This window comes from Oceanobacillus phoenicis (genome assembly GCF_047238145.1).
Classification (GTDB): Bacteria; Bacillota; Bacilli; order Bacillales; family Amphibacillaceae; genus Oceanobacillus.
In genome coordinates, this window is the sequence record NZ_JBDFME010000001.1 from 2033982 (window position 1) to 2051292 (window position 17311).

The 17311-nt window shown below is 35.6% G+C and carries 14 protein-coding genes; 13 read left to right on the top strand and 1 reads right to left on the bottom strand.

What is annotated here, in order from left to right; all coding sequences use genetic code 11:
- Positions 1–97: 97 nt before the first annotated feature.
- The 4 genes from ABC346_RS10105 to ABC346_RS10120 all read left to right on the top strand — a co-directional run bounded on the left by ABC346_RS10105 (position 98) and on the right by ABC346_RS10120 (position 6854).
- Entirely contained in the window at positions 98–1249 is a 1152-nt protein-coding gene (locus tag ABC346_RS10105) for a TniB family NTP-binding protein (RefSeq protein ID WP_413234721.1), read from the top strand.
- Between the two features lie 616 nt (positions 1250–1865).
- The gene (gene ltrA / locus ABC346_RS10110) at positions 1866–3125 is read left to right on the top strand and encodes a group II intron reverse transcriptase/maturase (RefSeq protein WP_011067109.1); all 1260 of its coding nucleotides are present in this window, start codon (positions 1866–1868) and stop codon (positions 3123–3125) included.
- Between the two features lie 124 nt (positions 3126–3249).
- Positions 3250–4758, top strand: coding sequence for a TniQ family protein (locus ABC346_RS10115; protein WP_336252971.1), 1509 nt, complete (start codon positions 3250–3252; stop codon positions 4756–4758).
- An 857-nt stretch (positions 4759–5615) separates the two neighbouring features.
- Positions 5616–6854, top strand: coding sequence for an IS256 family transposase (locus ABC346_RS10120; RefSeq protein ID WP_413234722.1), 1239 nt, complete (start codon positions 5616–5618; stop codon positions 6852–6854).
- Positions 6855–7065: 211 nt separating this feature from the next.
- Here the strand turns inward: ABC346_RS10120 and ABC346_RS10125 are convergent, their stop codons facing one another.
- Positions 7066–8700 (bottom strand): SLC13 family permease, encoded by a 1635-nt coding sequence (locus ABC346_RS10125; protein WP_413234723.1) that lies wholly within the window; start codon positions 8698–8700, stop codon positions 7066–7068.
- A gap of 190 nt (positions 8701–8890) precedes the next feature.
- On the opposite strand from ABC346_RS10125, the gene ABC346_RS10130 reads away from it, so the two are divergent.
- From ABC346_RS10130 to ABC346_RS10170, 9 genes are all read left to right on the top strand, one after another.
- Positions 8891–9985: a tartrate dehydrogenase gene (locus ABC346_RS10130; RefSeq protein WP_413234724.1), complete on the top strand. Its 1095-nt coding sequence runs from the start codon at positions 8891–8893 to the stop codon at positions 9983–9985.
- 85 nt (positions 9986–10070) lie between these two features.
- A complete protein-coding gene (locus tag ABC346_RS10135; protein ID WP_413234725.1) occupies positions 10071–10790 on the top strand; it encodes a GntR family transcriptional regulator in 720 nt (239 codons plus the stop codon).
- A gap of 570 nt (positions 10791–11360) precedes the next feature.
- Entirely contained in the window at positions 11361–11708 is a 348-nt protein-coding gene (locus ABC346_RS10140; RefSeq protein ID WP_413234726.1) for an ArsR/SmtB family transcription factor, read from the top strand.
- Positions 11709–11721: 13 nt separating this feature from the next.
- Positions 11722–13020, top strand: a complete 1299-nt coding sequence (locus ABC346_RS10145; protein ID WP_413234727.1) for an arsenic transporter — start codon at positions 11722–11724, stop codon at positions 13018–13020.
- 13 nt (positions 13021–13033) lie between these two features.
- On the top strand, positions 13034–13453 hold the full coding sequence (arsC, locus tag ABC346_RS10150; protein ID WP_413234728.1) for an arsenate reductase (thioredoxin): 420 nt from the start codon (positions 13034–13036) through the stop codon (positions 13451–13453).
- A gap of 267 nt (positions 13454–13720) precedes the next feature.
- Positions 13721–14653, top strand: a complete 933-nt coding sequence (gene rfbA, locus ABC346_RS10155) for a glucose-1-phosphate thymidylyltransferase RfbA (protein ID WP_011066812.1) — start codon at positions 13721–13723, stop codon at positions 14651–14653.
- The gene (gene rfbB, locus ABC346_RS10160; protein WP_413234729.1) at positions 14646–15683 is read left to right on the top strand and encodes a dTDP-glucose 4,6-dehydratase; all 1038 of its coding nucleotides are present in this window, start codon (positions 14646–14648) and stop codon (positions 15681–15683) included. Before rfbA ends, rfbB begins: the two co-directional genes overlap by 8 nt.
- Entirely contained in the window at positions 15653–16618 is a 966-nt protein-coding gene (locus tag ABC346_RS10165) for a glycosyltransferase family 2 protein (RefSeq protein ID WP_011066810.1), read from the top strand. The genes rfbB and ABC346_RS10165 overlap by 31 nt, the downstream gene beginning before the upstream one ends.
- Positions 16619–17311, top strand: coding sequence for a GNAT family N-acetyltransferase (locus ABC346_RS10170; RefSeq protein WP_011066809.1), 693 nt, complete (start codon positions 16619–16621; stop codon positions 17309–17311).

Below are 17311 nucleotides of genomic sequence, written 5' to 3' on the forward strand. Positions count from 1 at the left end.
TAATGAAGAAACCTGATTAAATAAAGTGAAACTATGGGCGATTCAATTGTTCAGAGAGCGTATATGATGATTGTGGGGTTGCGAGGAGTTGGTTTAGGTGACAAAAAAACAAAGATTATTTGAAGAAGAGCTTTTAACAAAATCTAAGAAAGAGCGCGAAAAATTTTTTAATGATTTTACTGTTAGCCATACAAAAATGAAACAAGTTTCAGATGAATTAAAAAATGAAATTTATAAAGGCTCTCAAAACATCATTATGGTCGTTGGACCATCAGGAGTTGGGAAATCCAGACTCTTTTCTGCAACAATGTTATCTGTTCTTAAAGATATGGAAGAAGAAACTGAGAAAGATAGAAGCATTATCCCTATCTCTGGTATAGAGCTTCCAAATCCAGATTTAGGGAAGTTCAATTGGAAAGATTTCTATTATAGAGTACTTTCATCATTAAGGGATCCATTAATTGATTATAAGATTGATGTTACTGATATTGAAAAGAAAAATAGGAAAAATAAGAAAAGTAACAGTAACAACCCCCTTAATGCAAATACTGCGCCAGAGCTACGTAGATCAATAGAGAGTGCATTTTTTAACAGGAAAACAAAAGCACTTCTAATTGATGAAGCTCAGCACTTTTTTAAAATTAATTCAGAAAAAAGGGGTAACAGTGAACAGAACCAGAGGCAATTTAATTCTATTAAATCATTAGCAAACATGAGTACCACAAAAATTGTTTTATTTGGAACTTATGATTTAAATGCTGTTTTCAATTTAGATGGTCAGTTATCTAGAAGGGTTAAGGAAATTCACTTTCCGAGGTATGATTATACCAATGCTGAAGATAGAAAGTACTTCCAAGCTTTATTATTGACCTTTCAGAAATTGTTACCTGTGGAGAAGGAACCTGATTTAAAGAAGTACTCGGAATATATATATGAGAATTCCATTGGGTGTGCGGGTATTTTAAAGAATTGGTTGCAAAGGTGTCTTTCAGATGCTATAGAAAAAGAAGAGAAAACTATTACCTATCAAAATTTGAAAAGAAATGCTTTACAAACAAAAAAGCTTTTAACACTAGCAAAAGAGGCAATTACTGGAGAGTACTATTTCAGTGATAATAAAAAAGACAAAAGTGAGCTTCAAACCTTGCTGGGAATTAAAAATGAGAAAGATAATGAAAAACCAAAAAGAAAAAATAATCCTAAGCCGGGAATTAGAAAACCAGAAAGGGATACTGTAGGATTGGCCTAAGCTTAGGGGATATAAAATATTAAAGAAAAATTGAGTGGGTATTTCCCGCTCAATTTTTTATGTGTGCCCGGCATGGGTGCAGTCTATAGGGTGAGAGTCCCGAACTGTGAAGGCAGAAGTAACAGTTAGCCTAACGCAAGGGTGTCCGTGGCGACATGGAATCTGAAGGAAGCGGACGGCAAACCTTCGGTCTGAGGAACACGAACTTCATATGAGGCTAGGTATCAATGGATGAGTTTGCATAACAAAACAAAGTCCTTTCTGCCAAAGTTGGTACAGAGTAAATGAAGCAGATTGATGAAGGGAAAGACTGCATTCTTACCCGGGGAGGTCTGATCGAAACGCCAAGCACTCTTGGTAACCCATTCAGCAATGGATGGCTGAACGGTCAGAAGTCAGCAGAAGTCATAGTACCCTGCATACTCGAGAATGTAAGGGGAAGGACGGAACAATTAAGGAGAAATGTGACACTAGGCGTTAAGATTTCATGCAGACACAGACAACCCGGAAGGGCTTATCCAAAGGAGGACGTAGTGAATCTACAGGGGACTTTGGAAGGGTGGAGTGGAACTTGCACAAATAGAACGTCACATTCACGAAGAAAGGAAACCCAAGTATGTTGATGAACCAAATTCTGTCACGGGACAATCTCATTCTCGCACTAAAGCGAGTCGAACGAAATAAAGGAAGTCATGGCATAGATGAAATGTCCGTAAAATTCCTACGAAGACATCTCTATGATAACTGGGATTCCCTTCGGGAGAACTTGAGGAAAGGAACCTATACACCTTCTCCTGTCCGCCGTGTCGAAATCCCGAAACCAAGCGGAGGAGTTCGGATGTTAGGTATTCCAACCGTGACGGATCGTTTCATTCAACAGGCTATTGCCCAAGTGCTTCATACAATTTTTGACCCCTCCTTCTCAGAACATAGCTATGGATTCAGGCCCAACCGTCGAGGACATGACGCTGTGAGGAAGGCAAGGGGGTTTATTAAAGAAGGATACAGATGGGTAATTGATATGGACCTAGAGAAATTCTTTGATAAGGTGAACCATGATAAGCTCATGGGTGTTTTAGCGAAGCGCATCAAGGATAAGGAACTGCTTCGGCTTATTCGGAAATACCTACAATCTGGCGTCATGATAAATGGGATAGTAGTTAGCTCCGAAGAAGGCACTCCGCAAGGCGGGCCGTTGAGCCCTCTTCTTTCTAACATTATATTAGATGATTTAGATAAGGAACTGGAGGAGCGTGGGCTACGTTTCGTTCGTTATGCGGATGACTGCAACATCTATGTGAGAACAAAGAAAGCTGGGAATCGTGTAATGAATTCCATTACTACATTTATCGAAGAGAAACTTCGCTTGAAAGTAAATAAAGAGAAATCAGCAGTGGACCGGCCTTGGAAACGTAAGTTTCTTGGTTTTAGTTTCACCAATGGAAAGAATCCAAAAATTAGAATCGCAAAAGAAAGTATTATGCGTCTAAAACAGAAAATCAGGGAAATAACTTCACGTTCCAAGCCATTTCCTATGGAAGTAAGAATTGAGAAATTAAACAAATACCTGATGGGTTGGTGCGGGTATTACGCTTTAGCGGAGACACCTTCAAAGTTTGAGGAGTTCGATAAGTGGATAAGAAGAAGATTGCGCATGTGTATGTGGAAACAATGGAAGCTTCCACGGACAAAAGTCCGAAAGCTGATTAGCTTGGGTGTTCCTGACCACAAAGCATACGAATGGGGAAACACCAGAAAGAATTATTGGCGTATCTCCAAGAGTCCAATCTTAAGCAGAACCCTAGGCAACTCCTATTGGAGTAGACTAGGGCTCAAAAGTCTGTATCAAAGGTATGAATTTATTCGTAATACTTAATTGAACCGCCGTATACCGAACGGTACGTACGGTGGTGTGAGAGGACGGGGGTTAGTCGCCCCCTTCTACTCTATTTCTTAGATTTGCTTGTTAACGTATTATCATACATCAGGAGGAATCAGTAATGAATTTATATTTAAGTAGTTTAACAGATGAACAAAGGATAGTAGATAATTTTTTATCCAGTAGAACAGATTTATATAATATTAAGCCGATTGGAATTGGCACACCTTATGTAGAAAGTCTATCAAGTTATATTTCTAGAATCGCGGAAAATCATAATTTAGCTGTATCACCATTGCTGAGTAAAGTAATTGCACCTATGCTAAATATAGATTATTTAAAAGATCAACTTAGACAAGGAATAATTAAGGATACCTCACATTTTATTAATGAGAATAGTCCCGTTACTTTAGAATATTGTAATGCATTGGAATTACTAACTAATAGAGATGATCTACGTAGTTTGACTATGTTAAATTGGCAGGGGATTTTTTCAAAAAAACTCTTTAGTAGATATAGGAAATGGTGTCCAATATGCTTAAATATAATGAAATCTAACTCTAAGATTATATATGAACCGCTAATTTGGTATATTTCTGATATAAAAAAATGCGAAGTACATGAAGTAGTACTGCACGACAAGTGTTCAAATTGTAAAAGAAATTTACCGTTTTTGCATAAGGATCTAAAGGTTGGATATTGTCAATATTGTGGATCGTGGTTAGGAGATAAATTGGTATTTAATAAAAAAAATTTAACCGAGGAAGATACATTTATTTACCAGAATTATAAGGAATTGCTTGCAAATTCATCAAAGCAATCAATTTACCCAACAAGAGTTTTTATTTCAAACTTTTTAAATAGATTAATGAAGAAATTAGATATTAAAAGTGTAGCAAAGTTGGCAAATATTTTAGAGTTAAATCCAGGAACAGTAAATTCATGGGTAAAAGGGAGAAGACAACCTTCAAGTGAAAGTCTTTTAAAAATTGCTCGAAAAATTGGGTTAACTATTTATGAGATGATTTATGACAATAATAAAAAGCTAGTGCTTGAAATAAAAAAAGATAGCTATCTTCATCAACAGAAGTCTATCTCAATAAGTGAAATTGAAGATAGGCTCAAGAAAGAGGTCAATTCAAAAGAGCCAAAAAGTCTAAATAAAATATCCAAAGAGTATGGCTTTTATGTACCGACTGCAAAAGGGAATTTTCCTATATTATGTGAAAAGATAACAGAAAACTATAATTCCTTTAGAGATCAACGAATAAGAAAAATAAGAATCGAAATTGAAGAAATGTTAATAGATTGTCTAAGTAAAGATACTCCTATAAGTTTAAATCAGTTTTCAAGAGATTATGGTATAGCTTTAATAACCGCAAAAAGAGTTGCCCCTAATTTATGTAAAAAGGTGGTTAAACGATATGAAGAGTATATTCATGAAATGAAAAGGAAGAGAGTTCAAATTATAAAAAGAGAAATTAAAGAAATTATAAATACATTACATCAAAAAGGAATTTATCCAAGTTCAAATAAGGTACAAGAGAATCTTGAAAATAAACATTTATTTAGAAAAGACTGGGTAAAACAGGCTTGGAAGGAGGCATTGGAAAGTTTAGGATATAATTGAATATTTAATTCTACAATTGTTATTCTAAAATTGAGTGTAAAAGGGTTCTGAAATTAAGTAAACCATATAGTTTCCTAAAATAGAAATGTAAAGCATATAATTTCCTAAAATAAAATTGTAAAGCATAAAGCTTCCTAAAAGTAGAAAAAAGAGGTTATTACTCGATTGTATTTGAATGGCAGTAGTCTTTTGGGTTAATAAGTCTTTTAAAAAGAGCTGAGATACCTTGTGGCTCTAGGGTTGGAAGTTATATGCTTTATTACTAGGAAATTATATGCTTTACGTCACATACATAAAAAGTCATGATAACATTTTTCGTTATCTCACTTTAAATTCTAATATTGTACGTTGAAGTCATCTCCCGATTGGGTGATGGCTTTTTTATGTTGATGGATATAAGTGTCTATATAGAATGTAGATACTAGCTGTGTCATAATCGTTTAACCTTCCACTGCTAGATGACTCATCATTTAGGTTAAGAAAAGTTATGAGTGCCCAAAAACTTAGAGAACGATAAAAAAGGTAACTCATGAGCAGGATGAGAGCCCAAAAATTATGAGAGAGATAAAAAAAGGTAACTCATGAGCAGGATGAGAGCCCAAAAATTATGAGAGAGATAAAAAAGGTAACTCATGAGCAGGATGAGTGCCCAAAAATTATGAGAGAGATAAAAAAAGGTAACTCATAGGCTTCATGAGTGCCCAAAATCTATAAGAAAGATAAAAAAAGGCACTCATTATAATGGTCTAAAATCTGGGAGTGTAAACTAAACTGTGTAAGTAAGAATGCGTACGGTTCTTACTCACACAGTTTTTTATTTGGTAGAATAAAAGTAACGAAAAAGGAGTGTGACTGATATGGCAAAGCCAAAGAAAAATCCTAACTCCGAAGAATTAGCGAACAAGATTATTGAAAAATATCAACCAGAATCTGTAGAGGACATGCAGAATGCACTCAAAGATATATTTGGACCTATGTTTGAATCCATGTTAAAGGGTGAAATGAATCATCATTTAGGTTATGATTCGAATGATAAAGCGGAAAAAGAGACAGAAAATAGACGGAATGGCTATGGAAAGAAAACGATTAAAACCAGTACGGGTGAAATGGATATTAAGGTTCCACGAGATCGTGATGGTTCCTATAATCCAGAACTGATACCGAAACGGAAAAAGGATGTATCTGCGATTGAGAGTAAAGTGATTTCGATGTATGCACGCGGGATGTCGCAGCGAGATATATCGTCAACGATTGAAGATATTTATGGTTTTTCAGTGTCCCATGAAATGGTATCGGATATTACCGATCAGGTTCTTCCTGAGTTAGAAGAATGGCAAACCAGACCGTTAAGCAGCTGTTATGCCTTTGTTTTTGTAGACTGTATGTATACAACGATTCGGAATCAATATGAAACAAAGAAATATGCCGTTTATACGATATTAGGATATACCATGGAGGGCACTAAAGAAATTCTTGGATTATGGCTCAATGAAACGGAAAGTAAACATAAATGGATGCAGATTTTCGATGAAATTAAGGCAAGAGGAGTCGAAGATATTTTCTTTATATCTATGGATGGAGTAAGTGGGCTGGAAGAAGGGTCACGTGCCATTTTCCCGGATGTTATTGTCCAACGCTGTATGGTTCATTTGATTCGCAACTCCGTCAAATACGTTCCTAGTAAGGATTATAAAGCATTCACCCAAGCATTAAAGAAAATCTATGGTGCACCAAGCCTGAAGGCTTGTCTAAGTGCTTTCGAATCTTTTCAACAACAATGGGCTGCCTATCCAGGGGCTATTGATGTTTGGACAAGGAACTTTCACCATGTCGAACAGCTTTACGATTATGGAAGTGCGATTCGAAAAGTGATGTACACCACAAACGCAGTGGAAAGTATTCATTCCAGCTTCAGAAAAGTAACCAAAAAAGGAGCATTCCCCAACGAGAACGCTCTATTAAAAGTATTGTTTTTACGTGTAAAAGAACTCGAGACCAAATGGGTTGGTGGCCACATCCAAAACTGGGCAATGGTTATGAACCAACTTCTTCTACATGATGAGTTAAAAAATAGGGTGTTAAAGTACCTTGAGTAAACAAGGACTTACACACTTTATTTGACAAACCCCTAAATCTAAACGTACATGATAAACCAGCAAAACATTAAAATCCGCGAAAGCCACCGAATAGATTGGATAACCATTCACCAAACATAGTTTTAAGTATAATCCTTATAATCTTGTTGTTTTACCACAACAAAAACCACGAAGAAGTTTTTCATTCTACGTGGTTCATACTACTTTATTTTCAATTTAATAGTCCTCCAAATATAAGTGGCACGAAAAAGTAAACTATAATCACTGAAAAAACGATACTACACAAATTTAACCATACGCCTGTTGCTGCCATTTTGCTCATTTTGATATAACCTGTTGCAAAGACTATTGCATTTGGGGGAGCTGCCACCGGAAACATAAATGCAAATGTTGCACCCATACATGCAGCTACCATAAGAATAATTGGATCAGTTCCTAATGCAGCAGCCCCTGCTGCAACAATTGGATAAACCATTGTGGAGGTAGCAGTATTCGATGTAAACTCTGTTAATAAGGTAATTACAGTTATGATTAGTCCAACCATAATAAAAAATGGAATGTTACTAAAATTAACAAGTTGATTCCCAATCCATTTATCTAATCCAGAACTTACTATACCTGCTGCTAGAGCCAATCCACCTCCAAAAAGCCATAAAATTCCCCAGGGCAGTTTTAGGACCGTTTTCCAATCTAAGATACTATCCTCTCGATTTTTAGAAGGAATTAAAAACAAAACAATTGCCCCAAATAAAGCAATAAGCGTATCATCAATACCTGGAATAAATTTCTCAAGTAATAGACTTCTTGTGATCCAAGCTAAGGCCGTTAGTAAAAATACAGTTAATACCACTTTTTCTTCATAGCTCATTTTCCCAAGTTCCTTAAGCTCTTTTTTAATGATTTTCCGTCCTCCAGGTATATTTTTTATATCCATTGGATAGGCGATTTTAACTAAGTAAAACCATATAACCGGGATTAGCAGGACAATCATGGGTACACCAAATAACATCCATCTTGCAAAAGAAATCTCTATTCCATATAAATTGTTAACAGTTGCGGCTAAAATTGTATTCGCTGGGGCTCCAATTAAAGTACCAAATCCACCTATTGTTGCTGAATATGCTGTCCCTAACATAATTGCGGTACCAAATGGAAAGTTACCGGGCGAGACATCAGTGTCTGTATTATTCTTTAATGAATCTGCTACATGTTTTGTCACAGCTAAACTAATAGGGACCATCATCATTGTACTAGCAGTGTTTGAAATCCACATTGACAAAAATCCAGTCGCCAGCATAAATCCTAGAATGATCATATTTGGGCTGCTCCCTATAAAGGCAATGATTGCTAATGCAATACGTCTATGAAGATTCCATTTTTCCATTGTCAAAGCAATCATAAAACTACCAGCAAATAAAAAAATGAGTGGATCTCCATAAGAGGAAGAAACTTCGCCAGTTTCCATGACTCCAGCCAATGGAAACAATAGTAACGGAAGCAGAGATGTTATTGGTATGGGCAAAGCTTCAGTTACCCACCAGGTGGCGATCCAACTAATAATACCAAGCATTTGTACAGCCTCTCTACTCATTCCCTCAGGTTGTAACAGTAAAATAATAGATAGATATAATAAAGGACCGAGAAACACACCTAATTTTTGAGTGAATGAATAATTCCCTGGTTGAGGAGGTTTATCCCTTATCTCTTGCTTGGATGGATCATCTTCATGTAACACGTTTGTTTTTACTTTTAGTTTAGAAAATAAAAAAGATGTAGTTTTTTTAATCTCTATTCTTGCTTGATAATCATACTGCCATAACTTTTCCCAGACTGAATGAAAATACATTCGTATATCACACCCTTCACTTTTATTGACAACGCTTTCATGTGTGAATCATACTTTACGTATACATTAAAGTCAACATATTTTTAAAAAATTAAGTAAATAAGTAAAAGCAAGAATATATTTGACATTAATGTATAAGTTGTTTAATATTTAGAATAGTTAACTTAATAATTATTAGGAGGAAATTTTAATGGGAGATAAAAAGCATTTTCGACTAGCAGTTATTCCTGGGGATGGAATTGGCAAAGAAGTAATAGATGAAGGACTACGAGTTATTAATCATCTATCAAAAACATCTAACAAATTCACAATTGAAAGCGATTACTTTCCCTGGGGTTGTGAATATTATTTAGAAACAGGAAAGATGATGGATGAAGATGGACTAGATAAGATTAAGGATTATGATGCCATTTATTTTGGAGCTGTTGGTTATCCTACTGTCCCCGATCACATTAGTCTCTGGGGTCTTCGTCTTGCAATTTGTCAAGGTTTTGATCAATGGGCAAACATTAGACCTGTTGAATTCCTACCAGGTATAGAAGGGAAGCTAAACCACCCAAATAAAGAAGAATTAAATTGGATACTAGTCAGGGAAAATACAGAAGGTGAATACTCAGGAATTGGAGGACGCAACTTCACAGGTAGAGGCGAGGGTAAAGAAATCGCAGTCCAGTCATCTATCTTTACGGAAGAAGGTTGTGAAAGAGTAATTAGATATGCCTTTAATTTAGCCCTCAATAGAAAAAGGAAAAAAGTAACAAGTGTGACTAAAAGTAATGCCCAACAGTACGGAATGGTTTTATGGGATGAAGTATTTGAAAGAGTAAGTAAAGAGTATCCGGAAGTGGAAACTGAAAAATGGCTAGTTGATGCTATGGCAGCACAATTTGTACTGCACCCCGAAAAATTAGAGGTAGTTGTAGCTTCAAACCTACACGCAGATATTTTATCAGATTTAGGAAGTGCTCTAGCAGGAAGTCTTGGCATTGCCCCAAGTGCAAATATTCATCTTGATAGACGATTCCCTAGCATGTTTGAATCCGTACATGGCTCTGCTCCTGATATTGCAGGAAAAGGAATAGCAAATCCTATAGGAACCATTGGAAGCGCTGCTTTGATGTTAGAGCACTTGGGATTATCAGAAGAAGCGCAACTTATCAGTGACGCAATTCGTGCAACAACCAAAAACGGGGTCTTAACAGCAGATATTGGAGGAGATAATTCTACTAAGGAAGTAACTGATTCAATTATTTCACACATTTCCAAATTGTATGCGAGTGTCTAATTTTTTTCAAAAAAGAGGGTCTTCCCTCTTTTTTGCTGACTTCTTGTTATAATTGTAAGAAAGAGAAAAGGTGAAGTGATGAATTATGAAAGACAAAGATTTGAAAAATTTAGAGTTATCCATTGATATACAAAAGGTTCAACAAGATTTAAAGCCAATAATCAGTAATGTTAAGGAGAAAAAACTCCCTCTGAGAGCGTATCAAATACTTCGGTTAGCGATTAGAAACCTTAAATTAGTACCAGGAAAGACGATACTAGAAAGGGAAATAGCAGAAGTTCTAGGAATGAGCCGTACTCCTGTCAGAGAAGCATTAATTCGGTTGCAAACAGAGGGAGTTGTAAATTTGATACCAAGAAAAGGTTTTGAAATAGAACCTATTGAGGCTAAAGATTTGCGTGAAATCTATGAAGTAGTAGAAATGCTTGAAGGTTTATCTGCTAAACTTTCAACAAATACCATTAACGAAGAAGAGCTAGGTAATTTAGAGGTGCTAATCGAACAACAAGAAAAAGCCATTACTGAAAATGACTTAGAAGAATGGGCAAGACTTGATAACCTATTTCACTTCAAAATTATTGAGTATGCTAATAATAAGAGACTTTCAAACATTATAGAAGTCCATTCAGATCAGTTATATAGAGCACGTCTCATCACTATTAATAAACGCCCATTACCTTTCCAATCTATAGTCGAACACCGTGCTATAGTAGCTTGTATGAAGGCAAGAGATGTTGACTCGGCTCAAACTTCCATGCAATCACATAGAAAAAGGGCAAGAAACGAAATTCTTAAAGCGCTATAAATAAAGTTCTTTGATATGTTTATTTGTGATTGGGAAATATGAATAATACTATCAGAGTTATTATAGATCTTTTCTCAGAGCATTCTCAATCGGGAATGCTCTATTTGGTATCTTTGCTAATAAATAAATGCTTTCAAGAGGATTGATTATGTACATAGTCTTTCAATAGCTACTTTCATATCTTTTTACACAATTATATGGACTTAATCCTCATGAGTTGGATGAGTGCCCAAAAATTATGAGAGAGATAAAAAAAGGTCACTCATGAGCAGGATGAGTGCCCAAAATTATGAGAGAGATAAAAAAAGGTCACTCATGAGCAGGATGAGTGCCCAAAAATTATGAGAGAGATAAAAAAAGGTCACTCATAGGCTTCATGAGTGCCCAAAATCTATAAGAGAGATAAAAAAAGATACTCATTATAGTGGTCTAAATCTAAACGTAAATGATAAACAAGCAAAACATTAAAATCTGCGAAAGCCACCGAATAGATTGGATAACCATTCACCAAACATAAGCATTGACTTATATAAGCGAATGCTTATATGTTATCTCAAGGAGGCGGTAACTATGGTTAAAAGTCAAACTAGATACGAATCTCAAGAATTAACAGAGTTACTGAGGATAATGAGTGATCCTACTCGTCTTTTAATGGCATACTTTTTACAAAGTAAAACATATTGCGTATGTGAATTTGTTGAAATGTTTGAAATGACTCAACCGGCAATTAGCCAGCACATACGTAAATTAAAACGAATGGATTTAATTACGGAAACGAGAAAAGGCCAGTGGAGATATTTTACAATAAACGATCAATCACCTTTTTATCCATTGGTTCAACAGATTCTCAATACTATTAATCCAGAAGATACAAAAGTAAAAAGTATATTGTTAAAAGAAAAACCTATGGAATGTTAGGGAGGTATTTAGATTGTCATCAGTGATTATTGCATCAAGTATATTTTTACTTACGCTCATATTAGTGATATGGCAACCAAAGAATTTAAATATTGGCTGGTCAGCATGTGGGGGAGCAATTGTAGCTTTACTTTTTGGTGTTGTCAGCATTAGTGATGTCTGGGATGTAACGGGAATTGTTTGGAATGCAACTCTTACATTTATTGCAATCATTCTTATATCATTAATATTGGATGAAATTGGGTTTTTCGAATGGTCTGCGCTTCATATGTCACGTCTTGCAAAAGGCAATGGAATTCTAATGTTTATTTATGTTTGTGTGCTTGGGTCAATTGTTGCCGCATTTTTTGCCAATGATGGGGCAGCACTAATCTTAACACCAATTGTATTAGCAATGGTACGATCCTTAGACTTTGATGAAAAAATAGTTTTCCCATTTATCATTGCAAGTGGATTTATTGCAGATACAACTTCACTTCCTTTAATCGTAAGTAACTTAGTAAATATTGTTTCAGCGGACTTCTTTGGAATTGGATTTGTGGAATATGCGACACATATGATAGTTCCAACAATTGTTGCACTTGGATCTAGTATAATTGTGCTTTTCGTTTATTTTCGAAAAAGAATTCCAAGAACATACGATTATTCCAAATTAAAAGAACCGCATGAGGCGATTAAAGATCATCGTATGTTTCGCTTATCGTGGTTTGTATTAGGTTTGTTATTAGTCGGATATTTAGTTAGTGAGTTTGTTGGTATTCCAGTATCCTTTATAGCTGGTGTGATTGCTATTATATTTTTAATTGTTGCGAGGAATAGTAAGGCTGTTAATACGATGACGGTTGTAAAAGGCGCTCCATGGAATATTGTCTTTTTCTCCATCGGTATGTATGTGGTAGTTTACGGATTGCGTAATGTTGGACTAACGGATATTTTGGCTGATATTATACAAGTTGTTGCAGATCAAGGAATGTTTGCAGCAACCATGGGAATGGGCTTCATTGCTGCATTTTTATCTTCCATAATGAATAATATGCCAACAGTGATGATTGATGCTCTTGCAATTGCCGAAACTTCTACAAGTCAGATGGTACGCGAGGCTTTAATCTATGCTAATGTTGTTGGTGCAGACTTAGGGCCAAAGATTACACCAATTGGATCTTTAGCAACATTATTATGGCTTCACGTCCTAACTCAAAAAGGAGTTAAAATATCGTGGGGTACTTACTTTAAAACCGGAATTGTAATAACAATACCTGTCTTATTTATGACTCTTGCAGGATTGTTTATGTGGTTAATGATTATAAATTAAAGGAGTTTTTAATATGTCTAAAAAAATTATATATTTCTTATGTACTGGAAATTCATGTCGCAGTCAAATGGCAGAAGGATGGGGAAAGAAAATCCTAGGTGAAGAATGGGATGTGTATAGTGCAGGAATTGAAGCACATGGACTTAATCCAAATGCCATAAAAGCAATGAGAGAGGTGGATATCGATATTACAGATCAAACTTCAGATCAAATTGATAAGGATATCTTAAATAAAGCAGACTTTGTTGTTACTTTATGTGGGGATGCGAAAGATAAATGTCCAATGACTCCTCCACATGTAAACAGAGACCATTGGGGATTTGAGGATCCTGCAAAAGCACAAGGTACTGAAGAAGAAAAGTGGACTGTATTTCAGCAGGTTCGTGATAAAATTGGCGACCGCATAAAAGTGTTTGCTAAAACCGGAGAATAATTGTCATAGATAGCATGGAGGTATACGACTACCTTCATGCTTTTTTGTTATATTCAAGTATAAAAACCGTGGAAATGTCTATGATTTTATTATTGTATAAAGCCAAAATGTTAAAACGAAATAATCAAGATGAAATATATTTGAAATAAGAATGTAAGTTTATAAAACTATATTTAAAGGGAATGAACAAATGAACAGGAAATTTTATTTCAAGATAGCACTAAAACAGGCTTTAAACGCTAATAAGATTAGGAAGGTGTGTTAGTGATGAAGGGGATTTTACTCGCAGGTGGAAGCGGAACACGACTGTCTCCAAGTACGGATAGCTTAAATAAGCACTTACTTCCGGTTTATGACAAGCCGATGATTTATTATCCACTATCAGTATTAATGCTAGGTGGTTTAAAAGAAATTATGATTATCAGTACGCCAGAGGATATTTCTCGATTTGAAAGGCTACTTGGCGATGGATCGCAATTAGGTATTAGTATCACTTATCGAGTGCAGGAAGAACCAAAAGGAATTCCAGAAGCACTTATTATTGCTGAAGATTTTATTGGCACAGAGGATGTCACTTTGATGCTTGCCGATAATATATTTTATGGTCAAGGGTTTACCACGTTATTAAGAAAAGCAATTAAAGATCATCAGCATGCAACGGTGTTTGGTTACCGTGTCAAAGATCCGGAGCGATTTGGCGTTGTTGAATTTGACCATAATCAAAAAGCAATTTCTATTGAAGAAAAGCCTGAAGATCCCAAATCTGATTTTGCTGTAACAGGTTTATATATGTATGATTATCGAGCAGTTAATATTGCGAAGAATTTAGAGCCCTCTGACAGAGGAGAATTAGAAATTACGGATATTAACAAAGAGTACCTAAAGTGCAATCAATTAGATGTCGAGTTGTTAGGTAGAGGGTTTGCATGGATGGATGCCGGCACACAAGAAGCACTATTCGATGCAGCGGAATTCATAAAAACAACTCAACAACGACAGGGATTTAAAATCGCATGTTTAGAAGAAATTGCGTTTTATATGGGTTATATTTCCAAAGAAGCATTATATGAAAGAGGAAAAACGATGGAAAAAAATGATTACGGTCAATATCTTATGGAAATTGCCGATAGAAAGCATCATCAGCAATACTGGGATTCGATCGATCATCATCCAATGTTAGGACTGGTTGAAAATGAATAAGTCAGCAATTTTAATAACAGGTGGAGCTGGATTTATTGGATCAAATTTTATCCATTACTTTATGGATGTATATCCGGAAGTTCCGATTGTTAATATAGATAAATTAACTTATGCTGGATTTCTTCAGAATCTTAAAGGAATAGATTCAAACTCTAACTATCATTTTGTAGAAGGTGATATTGCAGATGAACAGGTTGTACAGCAAGTATTTCAAAATTTTGATATCCACGGAGTCATTCATTTTGCAGCCGAATCACATGTGGATAGGTCTATTGAAGATGCGCGTTCTTTTGTAGATACGAATGTTGTCGGCACGCTGAACTTACTACAAGCTGCACGTAATGATTGGGAAGAAAAAGGGGAACTAGAAGGCAGGCGTTTTCATCATATATCAACTGACGAAGTATATGGTTCACTTGGAGAAGAAGGAATGTTTACTGAAGAAACTCCTTATGATCCTAGAAACCCATATAGTGCGTCAAAGGCTGGTGCAAACCTGATGGTGAAAAGTTTTGGGTATACGTACGGTATGAATGTTATTTTATCTTCAAGTTCGAATAACTATGGACCTAGACAGCATCAAGAGAAGTTGTTACCTACAATTATTGAAAAAGCGTTAAGCGGCAAGGAAATTCCGATTTATGGTGACGGAAAAAATGTTCGAGATTGGTTATATGTAGAAGATCATTGCCGGGCAATTGATACGGTATATCATTTTGGGAAATCTCAGGAGACATATAACGTCGGTGGTAGAAACGAAAGAACTAACCTTGAAATGACAAATCAGATTTGTGATATTCTAAATGATTTACGTCCTGATTTATTATCCAAGTATGAATTGGAGAAGTTTCAAGATTTGATTACATTTGTCGAAGATCGTAGAGGACACGATTTACGGTATGCAATTGACGATCGTAAATTAAGAAATGAATTACAATGGGAACCAAAACAAACATTAGAGAATGGACTGAAACAAACTATAGAGTGGTATATAAGAAAATGGGAATCTCCTACAAAAATGAACCAGTAATTTCAGTTGTAGTACCTGTTTATGGTTGCAAAACCTGCCTTGTAGAATTATGTAGTCGTATTAAAGAGACGGTACTGTCCATTCCAGCTCAATATGAAATAATACTCGTCAACGACGCAAGTCCAGATCAAGCGTGGGAAGTAATTGCAAGATTGCATGAACAGGACAATAAAATTAAAGGTATTGATTTAGCTAAAAATTTTGGGCAACATCATGCGATAACTGCAGGATTGGACTATGCTCAAGGAGATTGGGTTGTGGTCATGGATTGTGATCTTCAAGACCGGCCAGAAGAAATCAAGTTATTATTTGAAAAGGCAATGGAAGGATATGACGTGGTTTTCGCACAGCGTGTAAAACGTCAAGATAAATCAATCAAGCGTCTTTCTTCCAAACTTTTTTATAAAATATATGATTATTTCGCTGGGCAAGAGAGTGATGCATCTATTGCTAATTACAGTATTATCTCTTCGAAAGTTGCAAGCAGTTATCGAAAAATGAGAGAGCAAAATAGATATTACCCGATGTTTATCAAATGGTTGGGATTCAAGCAAACGAAGATACCAGTGCAACATGATCAACGAAAAGAAGGAGAATCATCTTATAACCTGAAAAAACTAGTTTCATTAGCTACTGATGCGATTGTTTCCCAATCGAATAAACCACTCCGAATTTCGATTAGTTTTGGGTTTTTGATGTCGTTGGTCTCCTTTGTGTATGCAGTCTATTTATTTGGTAGATATTTCTTTTTAGACGAACATGTACAGGGGTGGACGAGTGTAATGGTATCTATTTTCTTTATTGGTGGTTTAATATTTTTCCAATTTGGAATTATAGGTTTGTATTTAGGCAAAATTTTTAATGAAACAAAGAACAGACCGATTTATACCGTTCGAAATGTAATAGGAGAAAAACAAGAAGATGGGGTTGATTAGATGATAAAAACATACTTAGAGCCTACGCCATGGGATCGACGTAATTTCCCATTTGAAACATATCAACTAACAGAATATAGTGAAGCAGCTTTAAGAGAAACGGATCAGGTAGAAGGACATTTTACAGTAAAAGTAGGATCGTTTGAAGATACAAAGCTATTACATGAATATGGATTCTATTATGCTGATACTTTGATTGCACCATTTTGTAAAAAGGAACGTTTCCTATCTGAAAGAGCAGAAGAGGTTTCATTTACAGAGGACTTTGATAAAGACGAGATTCTTAATATTGCAGAAGAAGCGTTTCAAGGTGGCAGATACCATCGTGATCCTAATATACCAAATAACATGGCAGATCAAAGATATCGAAATTGGGTTCAAGATTTAATTGATCAAGATTTAATTTTAGCATACAAACAAAACGGGAAAATTGCTGGCTTCTTTGCTTATAAAGATAATCAAATATTGTTGTTAGCTATGCACGAAGATTACCGAGGAAAAGGAATGGCTACTGCATTTGCTGGAGCGTGTGTCAACGAACAATTTAAGAGAACCGGCTATTCGGAACTGAAGACATCCATATCCCCTAGTAATCCAGCTTCCTTAAATGTATTTCTTGGTTTAGGATTTCGTCTCGGACCAGCTACCGATATATATCACAAATTAAATGGAACGCTCGGAGAAAGGGAATAA